Origin of the sequence: Nonomuraea sp. NPDC050383, from assembly GCF_044459125.1 — a bacterium.
Taxonomy (GTDB): Bacteria; Actinomycetota; Actinomycetes; order Streptosporangiales; family Streptosporangiaceae; genus Nonomuraea.
Window position 1 is genome coordinate 180,164 of record NZ_JBITIP010000009.1, and the last position, 16,172, is coordinate 196,335.

The following is a 16,172-nucleotide window of genomic DNA, read 5'->3' on the forward strand; positions in this document are numbered from 1 at the left end:
GCGTCTGTGTCACCAGGCGTCAGGAGGCGGGTACGGCCCCGGTGGCGACGGCCTCGCGGAACCAGTGGGCGCTGTCCTTCCACGTCCGCTCCAGCGTCTCCCGGTCCACGTACACGATGCCGAACCGCTTGGCGTACCCCCGGGCCCACTCGAAGTTGTCCATCAGCGACCACACGAAGTAGCCCCGCACGTCCGCCCCGGCGTCGATGGCGTCGGCGACGGCCGTCAGGTGACGGCGCAGGTAGTCGACGCGCCGCTCGTCCCGGACACGGCCGTCGGCGTCGAGGACGTCGGCGAACGCCGCCCCGTTCTCGGTGATCATCAACGGCAGCGCCGGGTACTCGTCGCGCAGCCGTAGCAGCAGCTCGGTCAGGCCCGTCTCGTCGATGTTCCAGCCCATCTCGGTGTACGGTCCCGGCTGCTGGACGAACTCGACGTCCTCGCAGGCGATCCACGGCGAGGCGGAGCCGTCGGCGTGCCCGTCGGCCGTCTCCCTGGGCGTGGTCCCGTCCCACTGGCGTACCAGCACGGGGTTGTAGTAGTTGACCCCCAGCAGGTCCAGCGGCTGGCAGGCGGTGGCCTCGTCGCCGTCGCGGACGAACGCCCAGTCGGTGACGGAGGACGTGGCCTCGATGAGGTCGCGCGGGTAGGCGCCGTCGAGCATCGGCCCGAGGAAGGCGCCGTTGGCCAGCGCGTCGGCGCGCCGCACCGCGCCGGCGTCGCGCTCGGAGACTCCCCGTACGTGGTGCAGGTTGAGCGTGACGGCGACCTGCGCCGCCGGGTCGGCGGTGGCGCGCAGGGCCTGGACGGCGAGCCCGTGCCCGAGGTTGAGGTGGTGGACGGCGGCCAGCGCCGCCGCCGGGTCGGTACGGCCCGGCGCGTGCACGCCGGAGGCGTAGCCGAGGTAGGCCGAGCACCACGGCTCGTTGAGCGTGATCCAGGTGTGGACCCGGTCGCCGAGGGTCTCGCCCATCCGGCGGGCGTACTCGGCGAACCGCAGCGCGGTGTCGCGGTGCGGCCAGCCGCCGGCGTCCTCCAGCTCCTGCGGCAGGTCCCAGTGGTAGAGGGTGGCGACCGGGGCGATGTCGCGCGCCAGCAGCCCGTCCACGAGCCTGGAGTAGAAGTCGAGGCCGGGCTGGTTGAGCCGGTCGCCGCCGCCGGGCAGCACCCGGGGCCAGGAGATGGAGAACCGGTAGGCGCCGACGCCCAGCTCGGCGAGGATGTCGAGGTCCTCCTCCAGCCGGTGGTAGTGGTCGCAGGCCACGTCGCCGGTGTCGCCGCCGTCCACGAGGCCGGGGGTGTGGGAGAAGGTGTCCCAGATCGACGGTCCGCGGCCGTCCTCGGCGGCGGCGCCCTCCACCTGGTAGGCGGCGGTGGCCGTGCCCCACAGGAAGCTCTCGGGGAAGGCCCGGGCGGGGGTGGTCGTCATGGAGGGATTCACTCCTTGGAGTCGGGGGAGTCGAGGACGATCTGGAGCTCGCCGGCCGCGGCGTCGGCGGAGGCTCGGGCGCCCGAGGGGACGGACAGGTGCCACGGAGCTGGGGCGCCTTCCAGGCGGGCCGCGTGGAGGCGGTCACCGCTGCGCGACACCTCGAACACCGCCCCGACGCCGCCCTCCGTGGTCGGGACCGTGACCGTGCGGCGCTCGCCGTCGGCCAGCCCGTGGACGTTCAGCGTGACGCCGTCGGCGTAGTCGTAGTCGGGCCGGTCCGAGCGGGCGCCCGTCGGCACGACGGCCCCGGGACGCACCAGCAGCGGCAGGCTGTCGAACCCGTGCCGCTCGGTCCGCCAGCCGGGCCCTTCCACGGTGGTGCCGTCCAGCAGCCTGGTCCAGGTGCCGGCCGGGACGTAGTAGGATACCTCGCCCTCGGCGGAGAACACCGGGGCGACGAGCAGGTCGGGACCGAGCATGTACTGGGCGTCGAGGTAGTCGCATGCCCGGTCGTCCGGGAACTCCAGCTGCATGGCCCGCATCACCGGCATGCCCTCGCGGGAGGCCTGGACCGCCGCGCCGTACAGGTAGGGCATGAGGCGGTGCTTCAGCTCGGTGAAGGAGCGCAGCACGTCGACCGACTCCTCGTCGAACAGCCACGGCACCCGGTAGGAGCCGCTGCCGTGCAGCCGGCTGTGCGAGGACAGCAGGCCGAAGGCGATCCACCGCTTGAAGACCGCAGGGTCGGGCCGTCCCTCGAAGCCGCCGATGTCGTGGCTCCAGAAACCGAACCCGGCCATGCCCAGCGACAGGCCGCCGCGCAGGCTCTCGGCCATCGCCTCGAACGTCGACTCGCAGTCGCCGCCCCAGTGGACGGGCAGCCGCTGGCCGCCGACGGTCGCCGAGCGGGCGAACAGCACGGCCTCGGCCGCCCCGTTGCGCTCGGCCAGCACGTCGTGGACGGTCTGGTTGTAGATGAGGCTGTAGTAGTTGTGCATCCGCTCGGGGTCGGAGCCGTCGGCCCAGGCCACGTCCGTGGGCACGCGCTCGCCGAAGTCGGTCTTGAACGCGTCCGCCCCCATGTCGAGCAGCGCGCGCAGCTTGCCGGCGAACCACTCGCGGGCACCGGGGGCGGTGAAGTCCACCAGCGCCCGCCCCGCCTGCCAGTGGTCGTCCTGCCACACCCGGCCGTCGGGGCGGCGCAGCAGGTAACCGCCCTTCCTCCCCTCCTCGAACAGCGCCGACGCCTGCCCGATGTACGGGTTGAGCCACAGGCTGATCTTCAGGCCGCGCTCCTTGAGCCGGCGCAGCATGCCCTCCGGGTCGGGGAAGACGTCCGGGTCCCAGACGAAGTCGCACCAGCGGTACTGCCGCATCCAGAAGCAGTCGAAGTGGAACACGCTCAGCGGCAGGTTCCGCTCGGCCATGCCGTCGACGAACGACGAGACGGTGGTCTCGTCGTAGTCGGTGGTGAACGAGGTGGACAGCCACAGGCCGAACGACCAGGCCGGGGGGAGCGCCGGGCGGCCGGTGAGCGCGGTGTAGCGGCGCAGGATGTCGGCCGGGGTGGGGCCGTGGATGACGAGGTACTCCAGGTCGTGGCCCTCGACGCTGAACTGCACGCGCGAGACGGTCTCGGAGCCGACCTCGAAGGAGACCCGGCCGGGGTGGTTGACGAAGACGCCGTAGCCGCGGTTGCTCAGGTAGAACGGGATGTTCTTGTAGGCGATCTCGCTGCTGGTGCCGCCGTCCTCGTTCCAGACGTCGACGGCCTGCCCGTTGCGCGTGAGCGCCCCGAACCGCTCGCCGAGCCCGTAGACCAGCTCGCCGGCGCTGAGGCGGAGCTGCTCGACCATGAAGTGCCGGTCGTCCGGGTCGGTCATGACGCCGAGGCACTTGGCGCCGCTGCGCGTGAGCTCGCGCCCGCCCGCGGTGAAGGTCATGTCCCACGGGGTGTCGCGGCGCAGCCGGACCTCCAGGGAGCCGCTGGCCAGGCTCGCCTCGTCGCCGTCGACGCTGACGCGCACCGGAGGGGCGTCCGGGTCCTCGCGTACGTCGAAGGCGGGCGCGTCCGGGACCGAGCCGGCGAAGTGCACCACGCGGACGCGGATCACCTCCGCCATCGGCGACGACACGTCCACCGTCAGGACGGGGCCGTCGATGGTGTTGCCGCGGCGGGTGATGGGCCGCGTGGGGGCCAGCACCCGCAGCGCGGCGGCGTCCGCCGTCACGTCGTGGGCCGCGGTGGCGTACTCGCCACGCACCCCGGGACGCATCCGCCAGTAGCCGTCTTTGAACTTCATGCCCTTCCGTTCCGTGAGGGGGGCTTGGGTGAGGGTGGGGTCGGGCCGGCGTCAGCCCTTCAGGCCGCCGGCCACGAGGTCGAGGCGCCAGAAGCGCTGGAGGAAGAGGAACAGCGCGATGATCGGCACGATGGACAGCAGCGAGCCGGTGATCACCAGGCTGTACAGGGCGGGCTGCGAGGCGCCGCGGTTGAGCAGCGAGTAGAGCCCGACGGTGAGCGGGAACCGGTTGTCGTCGGCCAGCATGATGTACGGCAGCAGGAAGTTGTTCCAGATGCCGATGAACTGGAGCAGGAAGACGGTGACCAGCCCCGGCGTCATGATCGGCATCGCGACCGACCACAGCAGCCGGAACTCGCTGGACCCGTCGACCCGGCCCGCCTCCAGGATCTCGTCGGGCACCGCGGTGGCCGCGTAGATCCGGCACAGGTAGATGCTGTACGGGCTGATCACGCTGGGCAGGATGACCGACCAGTACGAGCCGACCATGTTGACCTCCGACAGCAGCAGGTACTGCGGGATGGCCAGGGTGATCTGGGGGACCAGCACGCCCGCCAGCAGGGCGCCGAAGATGAGCCGCTGCCCGGCGAAGCGGTACTTGGCCAGCGCGTAGCCGGCCGCGGCGGACACCACGACCGTCAGGAACGCCCCGCCGCCGGCGTAGATGAGGCTGTTGAGCATCCACAGCCAGAACCGGCCGTCGCCGTAGTCGCTGAGGGCGGACACGTTGCCGGTGAAGCCGCCGTTGAAGCTGGGCCAGCCGGAGAAGGTGGTGAACAGCTCCTCGGGACCCTTGGTGGCCGCGAACAGCACCCACAGCAGCGGCAGGACGGCGTACAGCCCGCCGAGCAGCAGCAGGAACGTGGGCAGGATCTTCGCGCGGGCGCCCCGCCCCGCGGGCGCGGTGGCGCTCCCTCGCCCGCTCATCGGCCGCTCCCCGCGCCACGGAGCCGGAAGACGGCGAGCGCGGCCAGCGACAGCAGCACGGTCGCCCCGGCCAGCAGCACCGAGCTGGCGGCTCCCAGGTAGATGTCGTTGTCGACGAACGCCTGCTGGTAGATGCGCATCAGCGGCACCCAGTCCTGTGTGATGGTGTTGGTCATGGGCCGCAGCGTGGCGGGCTCGCTGAAGACCTGGAGCATGCCGATCAGGGTGAAGACCGAGGTCATGATCAGCGAGGGGCGCAGCAGCGGCACCTTGATCCGCAGGGCGATCTGCCACTCGGCGGCGCCGTCGAGGCGGGCGGCCTCGTACAGCTCCTTGGGGATGGCCCGCAGGGTGGTGTAGAGGACCACCATGTTGAAGCCGACCGAGCCCCAGACGGCGATGTTGGCGATCGAGAAGAAGATCGACACGTCGCCGAAGAAGTCCGGGACCGGCAGGCCGGCGGCCTTCAGCGCGGCGTGGATCGGGCTGACCGCCGGAAGGTACATGAACCCCCACAGCAGGCTGGCGATCACGCCTGGCACCGCGTACGGCAGGAAGATCGTGATCCGCGAGGCGCGCTTGCCCCCGACCCTCGGGGCGTCGAGCAGCAGGGCGAACAGCAGGGCCAGGCCCATCGTGGCCGGCACCATGATCAGGCCGTAGCCGAGCATGTGCTGCAGCGCCGAGCCCAGCGCGGAGTCCCGGACCGCGTCCAGGTAGTTCTCCAGGCCGGTGAACACCTCGGTACGGATGCCGAGGCCGGCGCCCCGCACCCGCATGGCGTGCAGGCTCAGCCAGACCGCGTACCCGATCGGCACCAGGATGAAGACGACGAACAGGAGGACGGCGGGGGCCGTCATCAGGTAGGGGGCGGCGAGCGGCCCGCGCCGGCGGCCGGCGCGGGGGCGTGGGGTGGTGTCGTTGACTGTGCTCATGGGTCGTCTCAGCCGCCGACGACCTGGTAGCCCTGCTTCTTCAGGTCCGCGACGCTCTGCTGCTGCACCTGCGTGGCCACGGCCGCGAAGTCGGACTTGCCGCGCACCGCCTTGGGCATCAGGTTCTCGAACGCGCCGTAGGTGACGTTGGTGTTCGGGCCCCAGCTGCTGAACCCGCGCGCGGTCTTCGCGATCTCGGCGGCCGACTTGTAGTAGTCCGCCTGCTCGCTCATGAAGTCCGGGGCGACGTCGAGCATGCTCTGCCCGGCGAGGGCCGAGGGGTAGAGGCCGATCTCGATGAGCACCTTCAGCGCCTCGGGGTCGCTGCTGATCCACCGGGCGAACTTCGCGGCCTGCGGCTTCTGCTTGGAGGTGGCGCTGATCGCGGTGGACGACCCGCCCCAGAACCCGGTGACCTGCTCACCCGCGCTCCACTGCGGCAGCGGCGCCATCCGCCACTTGCCCTTGCTGGAGGGGGCGACGCCGGCGAGGACGCCCGCGCCCCACACCGCGCTCGGCCAGGCGATGATGGTGCCGTCGTTCATCTGGCTGTTCCACTGCGGGGTGTACATCGGGTCGCCGAGGATCGCGCCGGAGTTGACGAGCTGCCCCCAGAAGCCGAGCATCTTCTGGGTCGCGGGGTCGTTCACGGCGACCTTCCAGGAGCCGTTCTCGTTGGCCCACCAGTTGGCGCCGGCCTGCTGGGCGAAGCCGGCCAGCCAGCCGGCGTCGCCGGGCGAGAACGTGGTGAGGTAGCGCTTGGGGTCCTTCGAGCGGACCGTCTCAGCGAGCGCGCCGAACTCCTCCCACGTCGTGGGCACCTTCAGGCCCATCTTCTCGAAGATGTCGGCCCGGTAGAACAGCATCATGGGGCCGACGTCCTGGGGCACGGCGTAGGTGGCGCCGCCGAAGGAGGTCAGGTCCCAGGTGCCCTGCGGGAAGGAGGACTTGATGGGCGCGATCGCGCTGGTCAGGTCCTGCAGGGCGTTGTTGGTGATGAGCGTCGGCAGCGACTGGTACTCCGCCTGCAGGACGTCGGGGGCGTTGCCGGCCTTGACCGCGGTGAGGAACTTGGCGATCAGCTCGTCGCTGGCGGCCTGGCCGCTGAGCTTGACCTGCTGGGTGGGGTTCTTGCTGTTCCAGAGATCGACGACCTTCTGGATGTTCTCGGCCCAGCTCCAGAAGACGATCGTGGCCGGGGCGTTCTCGTCGCCGGCGATCGGGGACGGGGCGGCCTGGTCACCTTCCCCGGACGTCGAGTCGTCGGCGCCGCAGGCGGACAGGAGCAGGGCCGCGGCGGAGGCGGCGGACGCTGTGAGGAAGGTTCTTCTGCGCATGGGGTTCTCCTAGGTGGGGATTCGAGGGCCGCGAGAAAGTCGGAGGAGTCAGGCGAGGGGGCGCAGCGCGACCACGGCGCGCGGGGCGAGCGTCACCGTGCCGTCGGCGCGGGACCCGGTCAGCAGGTCCTCGGCGGGCTCGGTGACGGGCACGCGTGCCTCCCGCGTGCCGTGGTTGAGCAGGAACAGGACGGGCCCCCGGCGGACCGCCTCGACGCCGGGGGGCGGCGGCCCGGCCAGCGCGCCGGACACGCCCGCGTCGGCCAGCGCCCGGCCGGTCAGCTCGGCCAGGGCGTCGTGCTCGGGCAGGGTGGCCACGTACCAGGCGGTGCCGGCGCCGGTGCGGTGCCGCAGCACCGCGGGGCGGCCGGCGAGGTCGCCCTCGGTGAAGACGGCGACCGGCTCGGCCCCCTCGGCCCGCAGCAGCTCGGTCCAGGTGCGGGCGTCGAACGGGGTGCCGTCCGCCCACGCGCAGCGCACGGGCCGGTCCTCGGGGGCGGGCAGCCACTCCTCGCCGGAGGCGCCGAGCACGTCCCGCAGCGGCGCGGGGAACCGGCCGGTGCGGATGTGCCCGTTCGGGTCGGCGACGCCGGAGAAGGGGCCGACGACGAGCACGCCGCCGTCGCGGACGTACGCGGTCAGCGCCGCGGCGTCCTCGTCGCTCACCAGGTAGAGGTTCGGCACCACGGTGAGGGCGTAGCCGGACAGGTCGGCCGACGGCGGCACCAGGTCCACCGCCACCCCGCGCTCCCACAGCGGCCGGTAGAAGCTCAGGAGCTGGTCGGGCACGGTGAGCCGGTCGCTGGGCCGGCCGGCCTCCTCCAGCGCCCACCAGCTCGGCCAGTCGTGCACGACGGCGACCCGCGCCGGCACCGGCTGCCCCGCCACCTCGGAGAGCCGGCGCAGCTCCGCGCCGTGCGCCCGCACCTCGGCGTGCAGCCGGGTGTCGGGACCGGCGTGGGGCAGCATCGCGGCGTGGAAGCGCTCGGCGCCGAAGCGGGAGGCCCGCCACTGGAAGTAGCACGACCCGTCCGAACCGCGGGCCACGGCCTGCAGCGACTCCAGCCTGAGCTGTCCGGCGGGCTTGGGCAGGTTGTGCGGGCGCCAGTTGACCGCCGTGGTGGCCTGCTCCAGCAGCAGCCAGGGCCGGCCGCCGCCGAGCGAGCGGGTCAGGTCGTGGGTGAGCGCGGAGCGCACCGGGAACAGCGGGTCGGCCGGGTCCGGGTACCAGTCGTTGGAGACGATGTCCTCCTCGGGCGCCCACTGCCAGTAGTCCACCGGCTTGAACAGGCCCATGAAGTTCGTCGTGACCGGCACGCCGGGGGTGCGCTCGCGCAGGACGTCGCGCTCGGCGCGGTAGTGCTCCAGCAGCGCGTCGGAGCAGAACCTCGCCCAGTCGAGCTTCTGCGTGGGGTTGATCAGGTACGGCGCGCGGCGCGGCGGGATGACCTCGGCCCAGTCGCTGTAGCGCTGGCTCCAGAACGTGGTGCCCCACGCCTCGTTGAGGCCGTCGAGGTCGCCGTGGCGCTCGCGCAGCCAGCCTCGGAAGGCCGCGGCGGAGTCGTCGCAGTGGCAGATCTGGCCGTACTCGTTGCCGACGTGCCACAGGGCGAGCGCCGGGTGGCCGGCGTAGCGGTCGGCGAGGTCGGTGACGAGGGCCAGGGCCCGCTCGCGGTAGACGGGGGAGGAGGGGCAGAACTGGTTGCGGGCGCCGTACCAGAGCCGGTGCCCCGACTCGTCGACCGGCAGCGTCCCGGGCCAGCGGTGGCCCAGCCACGGCGGCGGCGAGGCGGTGGGGGTGGCCAGGTCCACGGCGATGCCGGCGCCGGCGAGCAGGCCCAGCACCCGGTCCAGCCAGCCGAAGTCCCGCGCGCCGGGCTCGGGCTCGATGCGCGCCCAGCTGAACACGCCGACGGTGACCAGGTTGACCCCGGCCGCCCGCATCAGCTCGACGTCCTCCTCCCAGACGTGCTCGGGCCACTGCTCGGGGTTGTAGTCGCCGCCGAAGAGCAGGCCGCGCCCGGCGGTGAGGGTGTGCGTGCCCAGCGGTCCCGCCATCCTCATGCTCCCTTCTCGCTGGTGGTACGGCTCGCGGACAGGGGCCGGGGCGGCCCCGAGCTGTCGCCGGCCATCAGCCGGCAGGGCACGAGGTGATGCTGGGGGGTGTCGTCGCCGCGCAGCCGGTCGATGAGCATGCGGGCGCCCAGCCGGCCCAGCTCGGAGCTGGGCGGCTCCAGCGTGGTGAGGCGGGGGTGGTACATCTCCGCGACCCGGGCCGAGGAGAGCACCAGCATCAGGGTCAGGTCGCGCGGGATCGACCAGCCGCGGGCCGCGACGGCGGCGATCACTCCGACCGCCGCGTGGTCGCTCATCACGGCCAGCGCGGTGACCTCGGGGTGCCGGTCGAGCAGCCGCTCGAACGCCTCGCGCCCTTCGTCGGCGGTGCCGGCGCGGAACGCGTCGACGTAGCCCAGGCCGGCCCGTCCGGCGGCGGCGGCGAACTCCTCGCCGGTGCGGATGGTGGGGCCGTACTGGGTGGAGTAGGCGCCGGGCGAGTGGTTGAAGAAGGCGAACGAGCGGTGCCCGAGCTCGGCCAGGTGCGCCACGGCCTCCTCGGCGGTGCGGGCGAAGTCGATGTCGGCGTAGCTGATCGCCTCGGGGTCGCGGGTGCGTCCTATCATGCTGAACGGGATACCGGCCTGCGCGAGGAAGTCGGGCCGCTCGTCGTCCAGCCGCACCTCCATGAGCAGCGCGCCGTCGATGAGGCCGAGCCCGGTGAAGTGCCGCAGCTCCTGGACGGGGTCGCTGTTCTCGGGCGAGAGCAGCAGGTGGTAGCCCTGCTCGGCGGCGGCCTCGGCGGCGCCGGTGGCGAACTGCATCTCGGTCAGGCCGAAACCGCTGTGCGGGGCGGGGAACAGCAGCGCCAGGATCTGGGTGCGCTTGCTCACCAGGCCGCGGGCCAGCAGGTTGGGCCGGTAGCCGAGCTCGGCCGCGGCCCGCTCGATCCGGCGCCTGGTCTCGGCCGCGACCGGCCGGGTGCCGTTGAGCGCGGCGGAGACGGTACTGATGGCGACCTGCGCCCGTTCCGCCACGTCACGTAGGGAAGTCATGCTGCTCCGGCCCTTGGCTGCGGGTGTCGAAACGTTTCGCGCGAAACGTTTCGCAAAACCTAGAGTCGGTTTTATGGATATGTCAATAGTGTTACGTGGGATGTCCGAAACCCGGCCGGGGACGCGAGCGAGCGCCCCCCGGTCACCGGGAGGCGCTCGACGAGGCGGGACGATCAGGGGAGGGTCAGGCTCCGGCGACCTCCAGGCCGTCCGCCAGGATCTTCTCCAGCAGCTCCACATGCTCGGGAAGCGGGTCCACCAGCGGCGCCCGCACCCCGCCCACGTCCAGCCCGCGCAGCCGCACCCCGGCCTTGACCAGCGACACGGCGTAGCCGGGCACCAGGTCGCGCAGCTCCACCAGCGGCAGGTAGAAATCGGTCAGCAGCAGCCGCGCCCGCTCCTCGTCGCCGCCCGTCACGGCGTCGTGGAAGGCCAGCGCTATCTCAGGGGCGAACGCGAACACGGCGCTGGAGTACAGCGTGACCCCGAGCCCCCGGTAGGCCGGCACGGTGAGCTCCGCCGTGGGCAGCCCGTTGAAGAAGGTGAACTCCCGGTCCGTGGTGCGGCGCACGGTCAGGATGATGCGCTGGAGCAGGTCGAAGTCGCCCAGCCCGTCCTTGAAGCCGATCACCTGCGGCAGCTCCGCCAGCTCGGCGACCGCGGCCGGGGAGAAGCGGGCGGTGCCGCGCTGGTAGACCACGGCCGGCAGCCCGGCGGCCTCCGTCACCTCGCGCACGTAGCGGACCAGGCCGCCGGGCGGCGCGGTGACGAGGTAGGGGGGCATGACCAGCAGCCCGTCGGCGCCGCTGTCGGCCGCGGCGCGGGAGATGGCCCTCGCGGTGGGCGGCACGCCGCCCGCGCCCGCGAAGACGGGCACCCGCCCGGCGGTGGCGGCGACGGCGGTGGTCACCGCGGCGGTGTACTCGGGCAGGTCCAGCGCGTTGAACTCGCCCGTGCCGCACGCGGCGAACACTCCTCCCGCCCCGGCCGCGACCCCGCCGGCGACGTGCTCGGCCAGGACGTCCTCAGCGACGCCGCCGCCGGCGCCGAAGGGGGTCACGGGGAAGAAGAGAACACCATCGAGCCGCATGGACGGTCCTTTCTAGCGGATGCCCTCCCGCCGGAGGGTGGCAGCCAGCTTGCGGGTGTGCGTGATCACCGCTTCGGTGACCTCCTCGACCCCGGCGGGCGGCAGGCCCGCCGGCATCGAGCAGCTGATCGCGTCGGTCGCGGGGATCCGGTAGTCCACCGCCACCGCCACGCAGGCCACGCCGGGCGTGCCCTGCTCGCGCTCGTAGGCGTAGCCACGGGTGCGGACCTGGTCCAGCTCGCCGGTCAGCTTTTCCAGGTCGATGATCGTGTGATGCGTCATCGACGGCAGCGGTTGCGGCAGCAGGGCCGCCACCTCGTCGTCGGTGAGCTGCGCCAGCAGCGCCTGTCCGAGCGCCGTGACGTGGGCGGGCAGCCGCCGGCCGACCCGCGGGATCACGTGGTGCGCGTCGCGCGACTCGCGGGTCGCGAGGTAGATCACGTGGGACTCGTCGCGGCGCGCGAAGTGGGCCGTCTGGCCGATCTCCGCGCGCAGGTCCTCCAGCGTCTGCTGCGCGAACGGCAGCGCCGGGTCCTTGTCGAGGTAGGCGGTCCCGGTCAGCAGGGCGTGCGGCCCGATGCCGAACGCGCCCCTGCCCGAGTCGTTCTCCACCCATTTGAGCTCCACCAGCGTGCGCATGAGCGCGTGCAGGCTGCTGCGGGGGAAGCCGGTGCGTTGCTGGAGCTCCGACAGGGTCAGGGTCTCCTGAGAGCCGGCCAGGGCCTCCAGGATGCGGACGGTCCGTTCGGCGGACTTGACCAACTGCGGCTCCATGATCATCCCATCCCTGTGACGGCTCCTCGGTGTCAGCATATTGGATGGCGTCCACGTACATGGACACCTAACCTTTGATGGCGCCGCTTGTCAGACCGCGCATGAACTGCCGCTGGAAGGCGAGGAAGGCGATGATCGACGGCAGCAGCGCCAGCAGCGAGGCCGCGAGCAGCACGCCGATGCCCACCTCCTCGTCCGAGCGGAGCGAGCGCAGCGCGATCGGCAGCGTCCACATGCCCGGCTCCGGCGCCACGATCAGCGGCAGCAGGTACTGGTCCCAGATCATGGTGAAGCCGAAGACGCCGATCACGCCGAGGGCCGGCCGGCACAGCGGCAGGATGATCGTGAAGAACGTGCGCAGCTCGCCGGCCCCGTCGATGCGCGCGGCCTCCTCCAGCTCCACCGGCACCTCCTTCATGAACTCGGTCATGACGAGGATGGAGAAGCCCCAGGCGCCGAGCGGCAGGATCATGCCCGCGTACGTGCCGATGAGGTCGGTGTGGAAGAGCGGCAGGTCGGCGAGCACCAGCGACAGCGGGATCGCGATGATCTCCTCGGGCAGCATCATCGTCGCCAGCATGATCAGCATGACGATCGCCATGCCTCTGAACTTCTTGCGCGACAGGGAGTAGGCGGCGAAGACGCTCACCAGCATCTGCAGCAGCAGGCCGAATCCGACGACCACGAACGAGTTGAGCAGGTAGTCGTAGACGTTCTTGTCGGCCGCCTGGACGAAGTTCTGGAAGGTGAACCCGTCGGGCCACAGCGAGAAGCTGGTCGGGTCGAGCGTCTTGCTGAACGCGCTGACCAGCAGGCCGATGAGCGGCCCGGTGAAGACCAGCACCATCAGGGTGTAGACGACGACCTTCAGCGCGGTCGCGACCGGCCCCCGGCGTGACTCCAGCCCGAGGGCGCTGTCGAATCTCATCATGCCGCCTGCCTCCTGCGCATGACCTGGACCAGGACGGTGAGCAGCAGCGTGGCCAGGAACAGCAGGATGCCGCCCGCCGAGGCCACGCCCAGCTCGCCCTTCTGGAAGCCGAGCTTGTACACGAGTGTCATGAGCACCTCGGAGGAGCCGTTCGGCCCGCCGTTGGTGAGGACGTACACCTCGACGAAGACCCGCAGGCCGCGGATGGCCGCCAGGGTGAACAGGATCCAGAACACCGGCCGCAGCGCCGGCAGCGTGATGTGCCGCAGCCGCTCCCAGGTGGACGCGCCGTCCACGGCGGCGGCCTCGTAGAGCGTGCGGTCCACGCCCACGAGCCCCGCCAGGAAGATCATCATGTCGTACGGCGTGCCGCGCCAGATGCTCATGCCCATGATGGACAGCAGCGAGGAGTGCTCGCTGGCCAGGAACGGCTGCACGCCCCCGCCGAACCAGCCGAGGATGCTGTTGATCATGCCGGTGTCGGCGGGGTGGTACATGATCCGCCACACCTCCGCCACGACCGCCATCGTGGTCACGACCGGCAGGAACGCCGCGGTCCTGACGAACCACAGGTAGCGGGAAGGGCCCTCGATGAGCAGGGCCAGGCCCAGGCCGAGCACCAGCGAGCCGGCCGTGGTGCCGAGGGCCAGCACCGTGCTGTGCCAGATGGCCGAGATGAACGCGTCGTCGGTCAGGATCGTCCGGTAGTTGTCGAGACCCACCCACGAGCTGTCGATGTAGCGGATCTCCTGGAAGCTCATCACCAGGCCCTTGGCCATCGGGATGAACTTGAAGTAGAGGAACAGCAGCAGTGCGGGTGACAGGAACGCCCACGCGACGAGCGTCCCCCGCCGCCGCGCCCGCTTGGGGCGGCGGCGGGGGGCCGCCACGGGCGGCGGCGCCTGCGCGACGGCGGGCGGGCTCACGCTCCGGCTCATGTCAGGAGGCCTTCTGGGACTGCAGTTCCTGGTTGAGCTTGGTGTTCAGGCCCTCCATCGCGGTCTTGACGTCGGCGGAGCAGTCGGCCCACACCGTGTTGATCGCGTCGGCCGAGGTCTGCCGGATGGGCGCCCAGTTCGGCACCGGAGGCGCGTAGACGGCGTTGGCGTAGGACTCCTGGAACACCTTCCAGCGCGGGTCCTGCCGCTCGGCGGCCATGTCGATCTGGGTGTTGACCGGCAGGCGGACGATGACGCCGTCGGCGTCCTTGTTCATGCCGATCCGCTGGCCGTCGGCGGAGGAGGCGTACTCGGCGAACTTCCGCTGCCCCTCCTCGTTGTCCGAGCCCGCCATGAGGTAGACGTTCTCGCCCTCGCCGAGGGTGCCGGGGCCGCCGGACGGGCCCTTGGGCACGGGGACGACCTCGACCTTGTCGGTGCCGATGTTCTTGACGAAGCGGGCGAGCACGTACGGGCCGACCAGGTAGATGCCGGCCTGGCCCTTCTCGAACACCTCGTGGGAGACGGTCGTGTCGTTGCTGACCGCGCCGGGGTTCACGGTCTTGGTCTTGCAGAACTGGTCCTGGAGGTACTGCACCGCCTCGACCGTCTTCGGGTCGTTGACCACGGAGGTGAACTTGCCGGGGGCCGTCGCCTTCACGAAGTCGCCGCCGTTGGCGTAGATGAGGGAGGAGGCGTACCAGGAGGCGTAGCCGCGCTTGGTGCCTCCCGGGATGACGAAGCCGGCCGTGTCCTTCTGGCCGTTGCCGTCGGGGTCCTTGTCGGTGAACGCCTGGGCGAGCTTGGTGAGGTCCTCCCACGTCCTGGGCGTGTCGAGGCCGACCTTCTCCCGCCAGTCCTTGCGGACGATGAGGGCGAACGCCTGGGCGGAGAACGGCACGCCGTAGTACTTGCCGTCGCCGCCCTGTGCGGCCTTCCACGCCAGCTCCGACAGCTTGTCGGCGCCGGCGAGCTTGGCCTTGTCCACCTCGCGCACCCAGCCCTGGGTGTGCATGTTGCCGAGTTGTGCGGTGTCGTTGATGACGATGTCGGGCAGCTTGCGCTGCGCCGCCTGCTGCTGCAGTTTCGTCTCGAAGTCGTCGAAGATCGCGACCACCTTGGTCTTGATCCCGCTGGACTTCGTGAAAGCGTCGGCCAGCTTGACGGCCGTCTTCGCGGAGAGGGACTCAGGCGCCTGCCTGATCCAGATCTCCAACGCGTCGTCGCCTGAGCCGGACCCCCCGGAGCCGCAGCCTGTCATCGTTACGGCCAGGGTCGCCGCGAGCGCGACCCCGAGCAGATGGCGTGACATCAGACCGCCTCCTGTTCACATATATGGACATGTGCCGCCCATGTGGACCTCGTCAGGTGAACGTAACGAGTGACCTACATCACGGTCAATATTCAAGAATGTGAATTTAAGTCACCGTTGTGTACAAGGGGACCATGCGCATTCTCATGACCGGCGCGGCCGGGAAGGTCGGCACGCTCCTCCGCCCCCGCCTGGCCCGCGAGGGCCGTGTCCTCCGTCTGTCCGACATCCGCCCGGTCGACACCGGCCCGGGACCGGGGGAGGAGGAGGTCACCGCCGACCTGACCGACCCCGCCGCGATGGCCGAGGCGATGAAGGGCGTCGACGCCGTGCTCCATCTCGGCGGGCAGAGCCGCGAGCACCCGTGGGCCGACATCGTGCGGGCCAACATGGACGGCACCCACGCGCTCCTGGAGGCCGCCCGCGAGGAGGGGGTGCGGCACGTGGTGATGATGGGCAGCCACCACGCCGCCGGCTTCCACACCCGGCCGCCCTCCGGCGAGGACCTGCCCGACTACGCCTTCCCGCGCCCCGACACCTTCTACGGCGTCAGCAAGGTCGTCATGGAGGCACTGGGCAGCCTGTACCACGACCGCTTCGGCATGAACGTGACCGTGATCCGGCTCGGCACCTGCAACGAGGCGTCCGGCGACACGCGCGGCCTGGCCACCTGGATCTCGCCCGACGACCTGACCCGCCTGGTGGAGGCCGCGTTCACCGCCCCCGGCTACCACGTCGTCTGGGGCGTCTCCGACAACGCCCGGCGCTGGTGGTCGCTGGAGGAGGCCCGCGCCATCGGCTACGTCTCCCAGGACGACTCGGAGGCCCACGCCGCGCCCGTCCTGGCCGAGCAGGGCGAGCCGGACCTGTCCGAGCCGCTCCACGACCGCGCCGGCGGCGTGTTCACGCTCAGGGAGCTGGGCGGCAAGTGGTGACCCGGACGGCCTGACCGGCGGGGGGCGCGCCTCCCCGCCGGACACGTTCCGTAACCGCCTCCGGCGGCCCGTCGGCGCTCCTAAACATGCAACCGGTTGTAGTCCCACGACGCCAAGGCCAAAACGTTAACTGACCTCATCTTCCCTG

13 protein-coding genes are annotated in these 16,172 nt (G+C 71.4%); 1 reads left to right on the forward strand and 12 read right to left on the reverse strand.

Annotation, left to right across the window (positions count from 1 at the left end):
- Positions 1-19: 19 nt before the first annotated feature.
- From ACIBG4_RS23480 to ACIBG4_RS23535, 12 genes are all read right to left on the reverse strand, one after another.
- Positions 20-1,429 (reverse strand): GH1 family beta-glucosidase, encoded by a 1,410-nt coding sequence (locus ACIBG4_RS23480; RefSeq protein WP_397203600.1) that lies wholly within the window; start codon positions 1,427-1,429, stop codon positions 20-22.
- 8 nt (positions 1,430-1,437) lie between these two features.
- Positions 1,438-3,735, reverse strand: a complete 2,298-nt coding sequence (gene yicI / locus ACIBG4_RS23485) for an alpha-xylosidase (protein ID WP_397203601.1) — start codon at positions 3,733-3,735, stop codon at positions 1,438-1,440.
- A 51-nt stretch (positions 3,736-3,786) separates the two neighbouring features.
- Entirely contained in the window at positions 3,787-4,662 is an 876-nt protein-coding gene (locus ACIBG4_RS23490; RefSeq protein WP_397203602.1) for a carbohydrate ABC transporter permease, read from the reverse strand.
- On the reverse strand, positions 4,659-5,597 hold the full coding sequence (locus ACIBG4_RS23495; RefSeq protein ID WP_397203603.1) for a carbohydrate ABC transporter permease: 939 nt from the start codon (positions 5,595-5,597) through the stop codon (positions 4,659-4,661). The genes ACIBG4_RS23490 and ACIBG4_RS23495 overlap by 4 nt, the downstream gene beginning before the upstream one ends.
- Positions 5,598-5,605: 8 nt before the next feature.
- A complete protein-coding gene (locus ACIBG4_RS23500; protein WP_355446751.1) occupies positions 5,606-6,934 on the reverse strand; it encodes a sugar ABC transporter substrate-binding protein in 1,329 nt (442 codons plus the stop codon).
- Positions 6,935-6,982: 48 nt separating this feature from the next.
- Complete coding sequence (locus ACIBG4_RS23505) at positions 6,983-8,992, reverse strand: beta-galactosidase (protein WP_397203604.1); 2,010 nt, start codon at positions 8,990-8,992, stop codon at positions 6,983-6,985.
- 2 nt (positions 8,993-8,994) lie between these two features.
- Positions 8,995-10,044 carry a LacI family DNA-binding transcriptional regulator gene (locus ACIBG4_RS23510; protein WP_310710500.1) on the reverse strand — a complete coding sequence of 350 codons (1,050 nt, stop codon included), beginning with the start codon at positions 10,042-10,044 and terminating at the stop codon, positions 8,995-8,997.
- A 184-nt stretch (positions 10,045-10,228) separates the two neighbouring features.
- A complete protein-coding gene (locus tag ACIBG4_RS23515) occupies positions 10,229-11,134 on the reverse strand; it encodes a 5-dehydro-4-deoxyglucarate dehydratase (RefSeq protein ID WP_397203605.1) in 906 nt (301 codons plus the stop codon).
- 12 nt (positions 11,135-11,146) lie between these two features.
- Positions 11,147-11,908, reverse strand: a complete 762-nt coding sequence (locus tag ACIBG4_RS23520) for an IclR family transcriptional regulator (RefSeq protein ID WP_310710498.1) — start codon at positions 11,906-11,908, stop codon at positions 11,147-11,149.
- 67 nt (positions 11,909-11,975) lie between these two features.
- Positions 11,976-12,839 (reverse strand): carbohydrate ABC transporter permease, encoded by an 864-nt coding sequence (locus ACIBG4_RS23525; protein ID WP_310710497.1) that lies wholly within the window; start codon positions 12,837-12,839, stop codon positions 11,976-11,978.
- On the reverse strand, positions 12,836-13,777 hold the full coding sequence (locus ACIBG4_RS23530) for a sugar ABC transporter permease (protein ID WP_310710496.1): 942 nt from the start codon (positions 13,775-13,777) through the stop codon (positions 12,836-12,838). The genes ACIBG4_RS23525 and ACIBG4_RS23530 overlap by 4 nt, the downstream gene beginning before the upstream one ends.
- 1 nt (position 13,778) lies before the next feature.
- Complete coding sequence (locus ACIBG4_RS23535; protein WP_310710495.1) at positions 13,779-15,089, reverse strand: sugar ABC transporter substrate-binding protein; 1,311 nt, start codon at positions 15,087-15,089, stop codon at positions 13,779-13,781.
- Positions 15,090-15,223: 134 nt separating this feature from the next.
- Between ACIBG4_RS23535 and ACIBG4_RS23540 the strand changes: the two genes are divergently transcribed.
- On the forward strand, positions 15,224-16,024 hold the full coding sequence (locus ACIBG4_RS23540; RefSeq protein WP_355453106.1) for an NAD(P)-dependent oxidoreductase: 801 nt from the start codon (positions 15,224-15,226) through the stop codon (positions 16,022-16,024).
- Positions 16,025-16,172 lie beyond the last annotated feature (148 nt).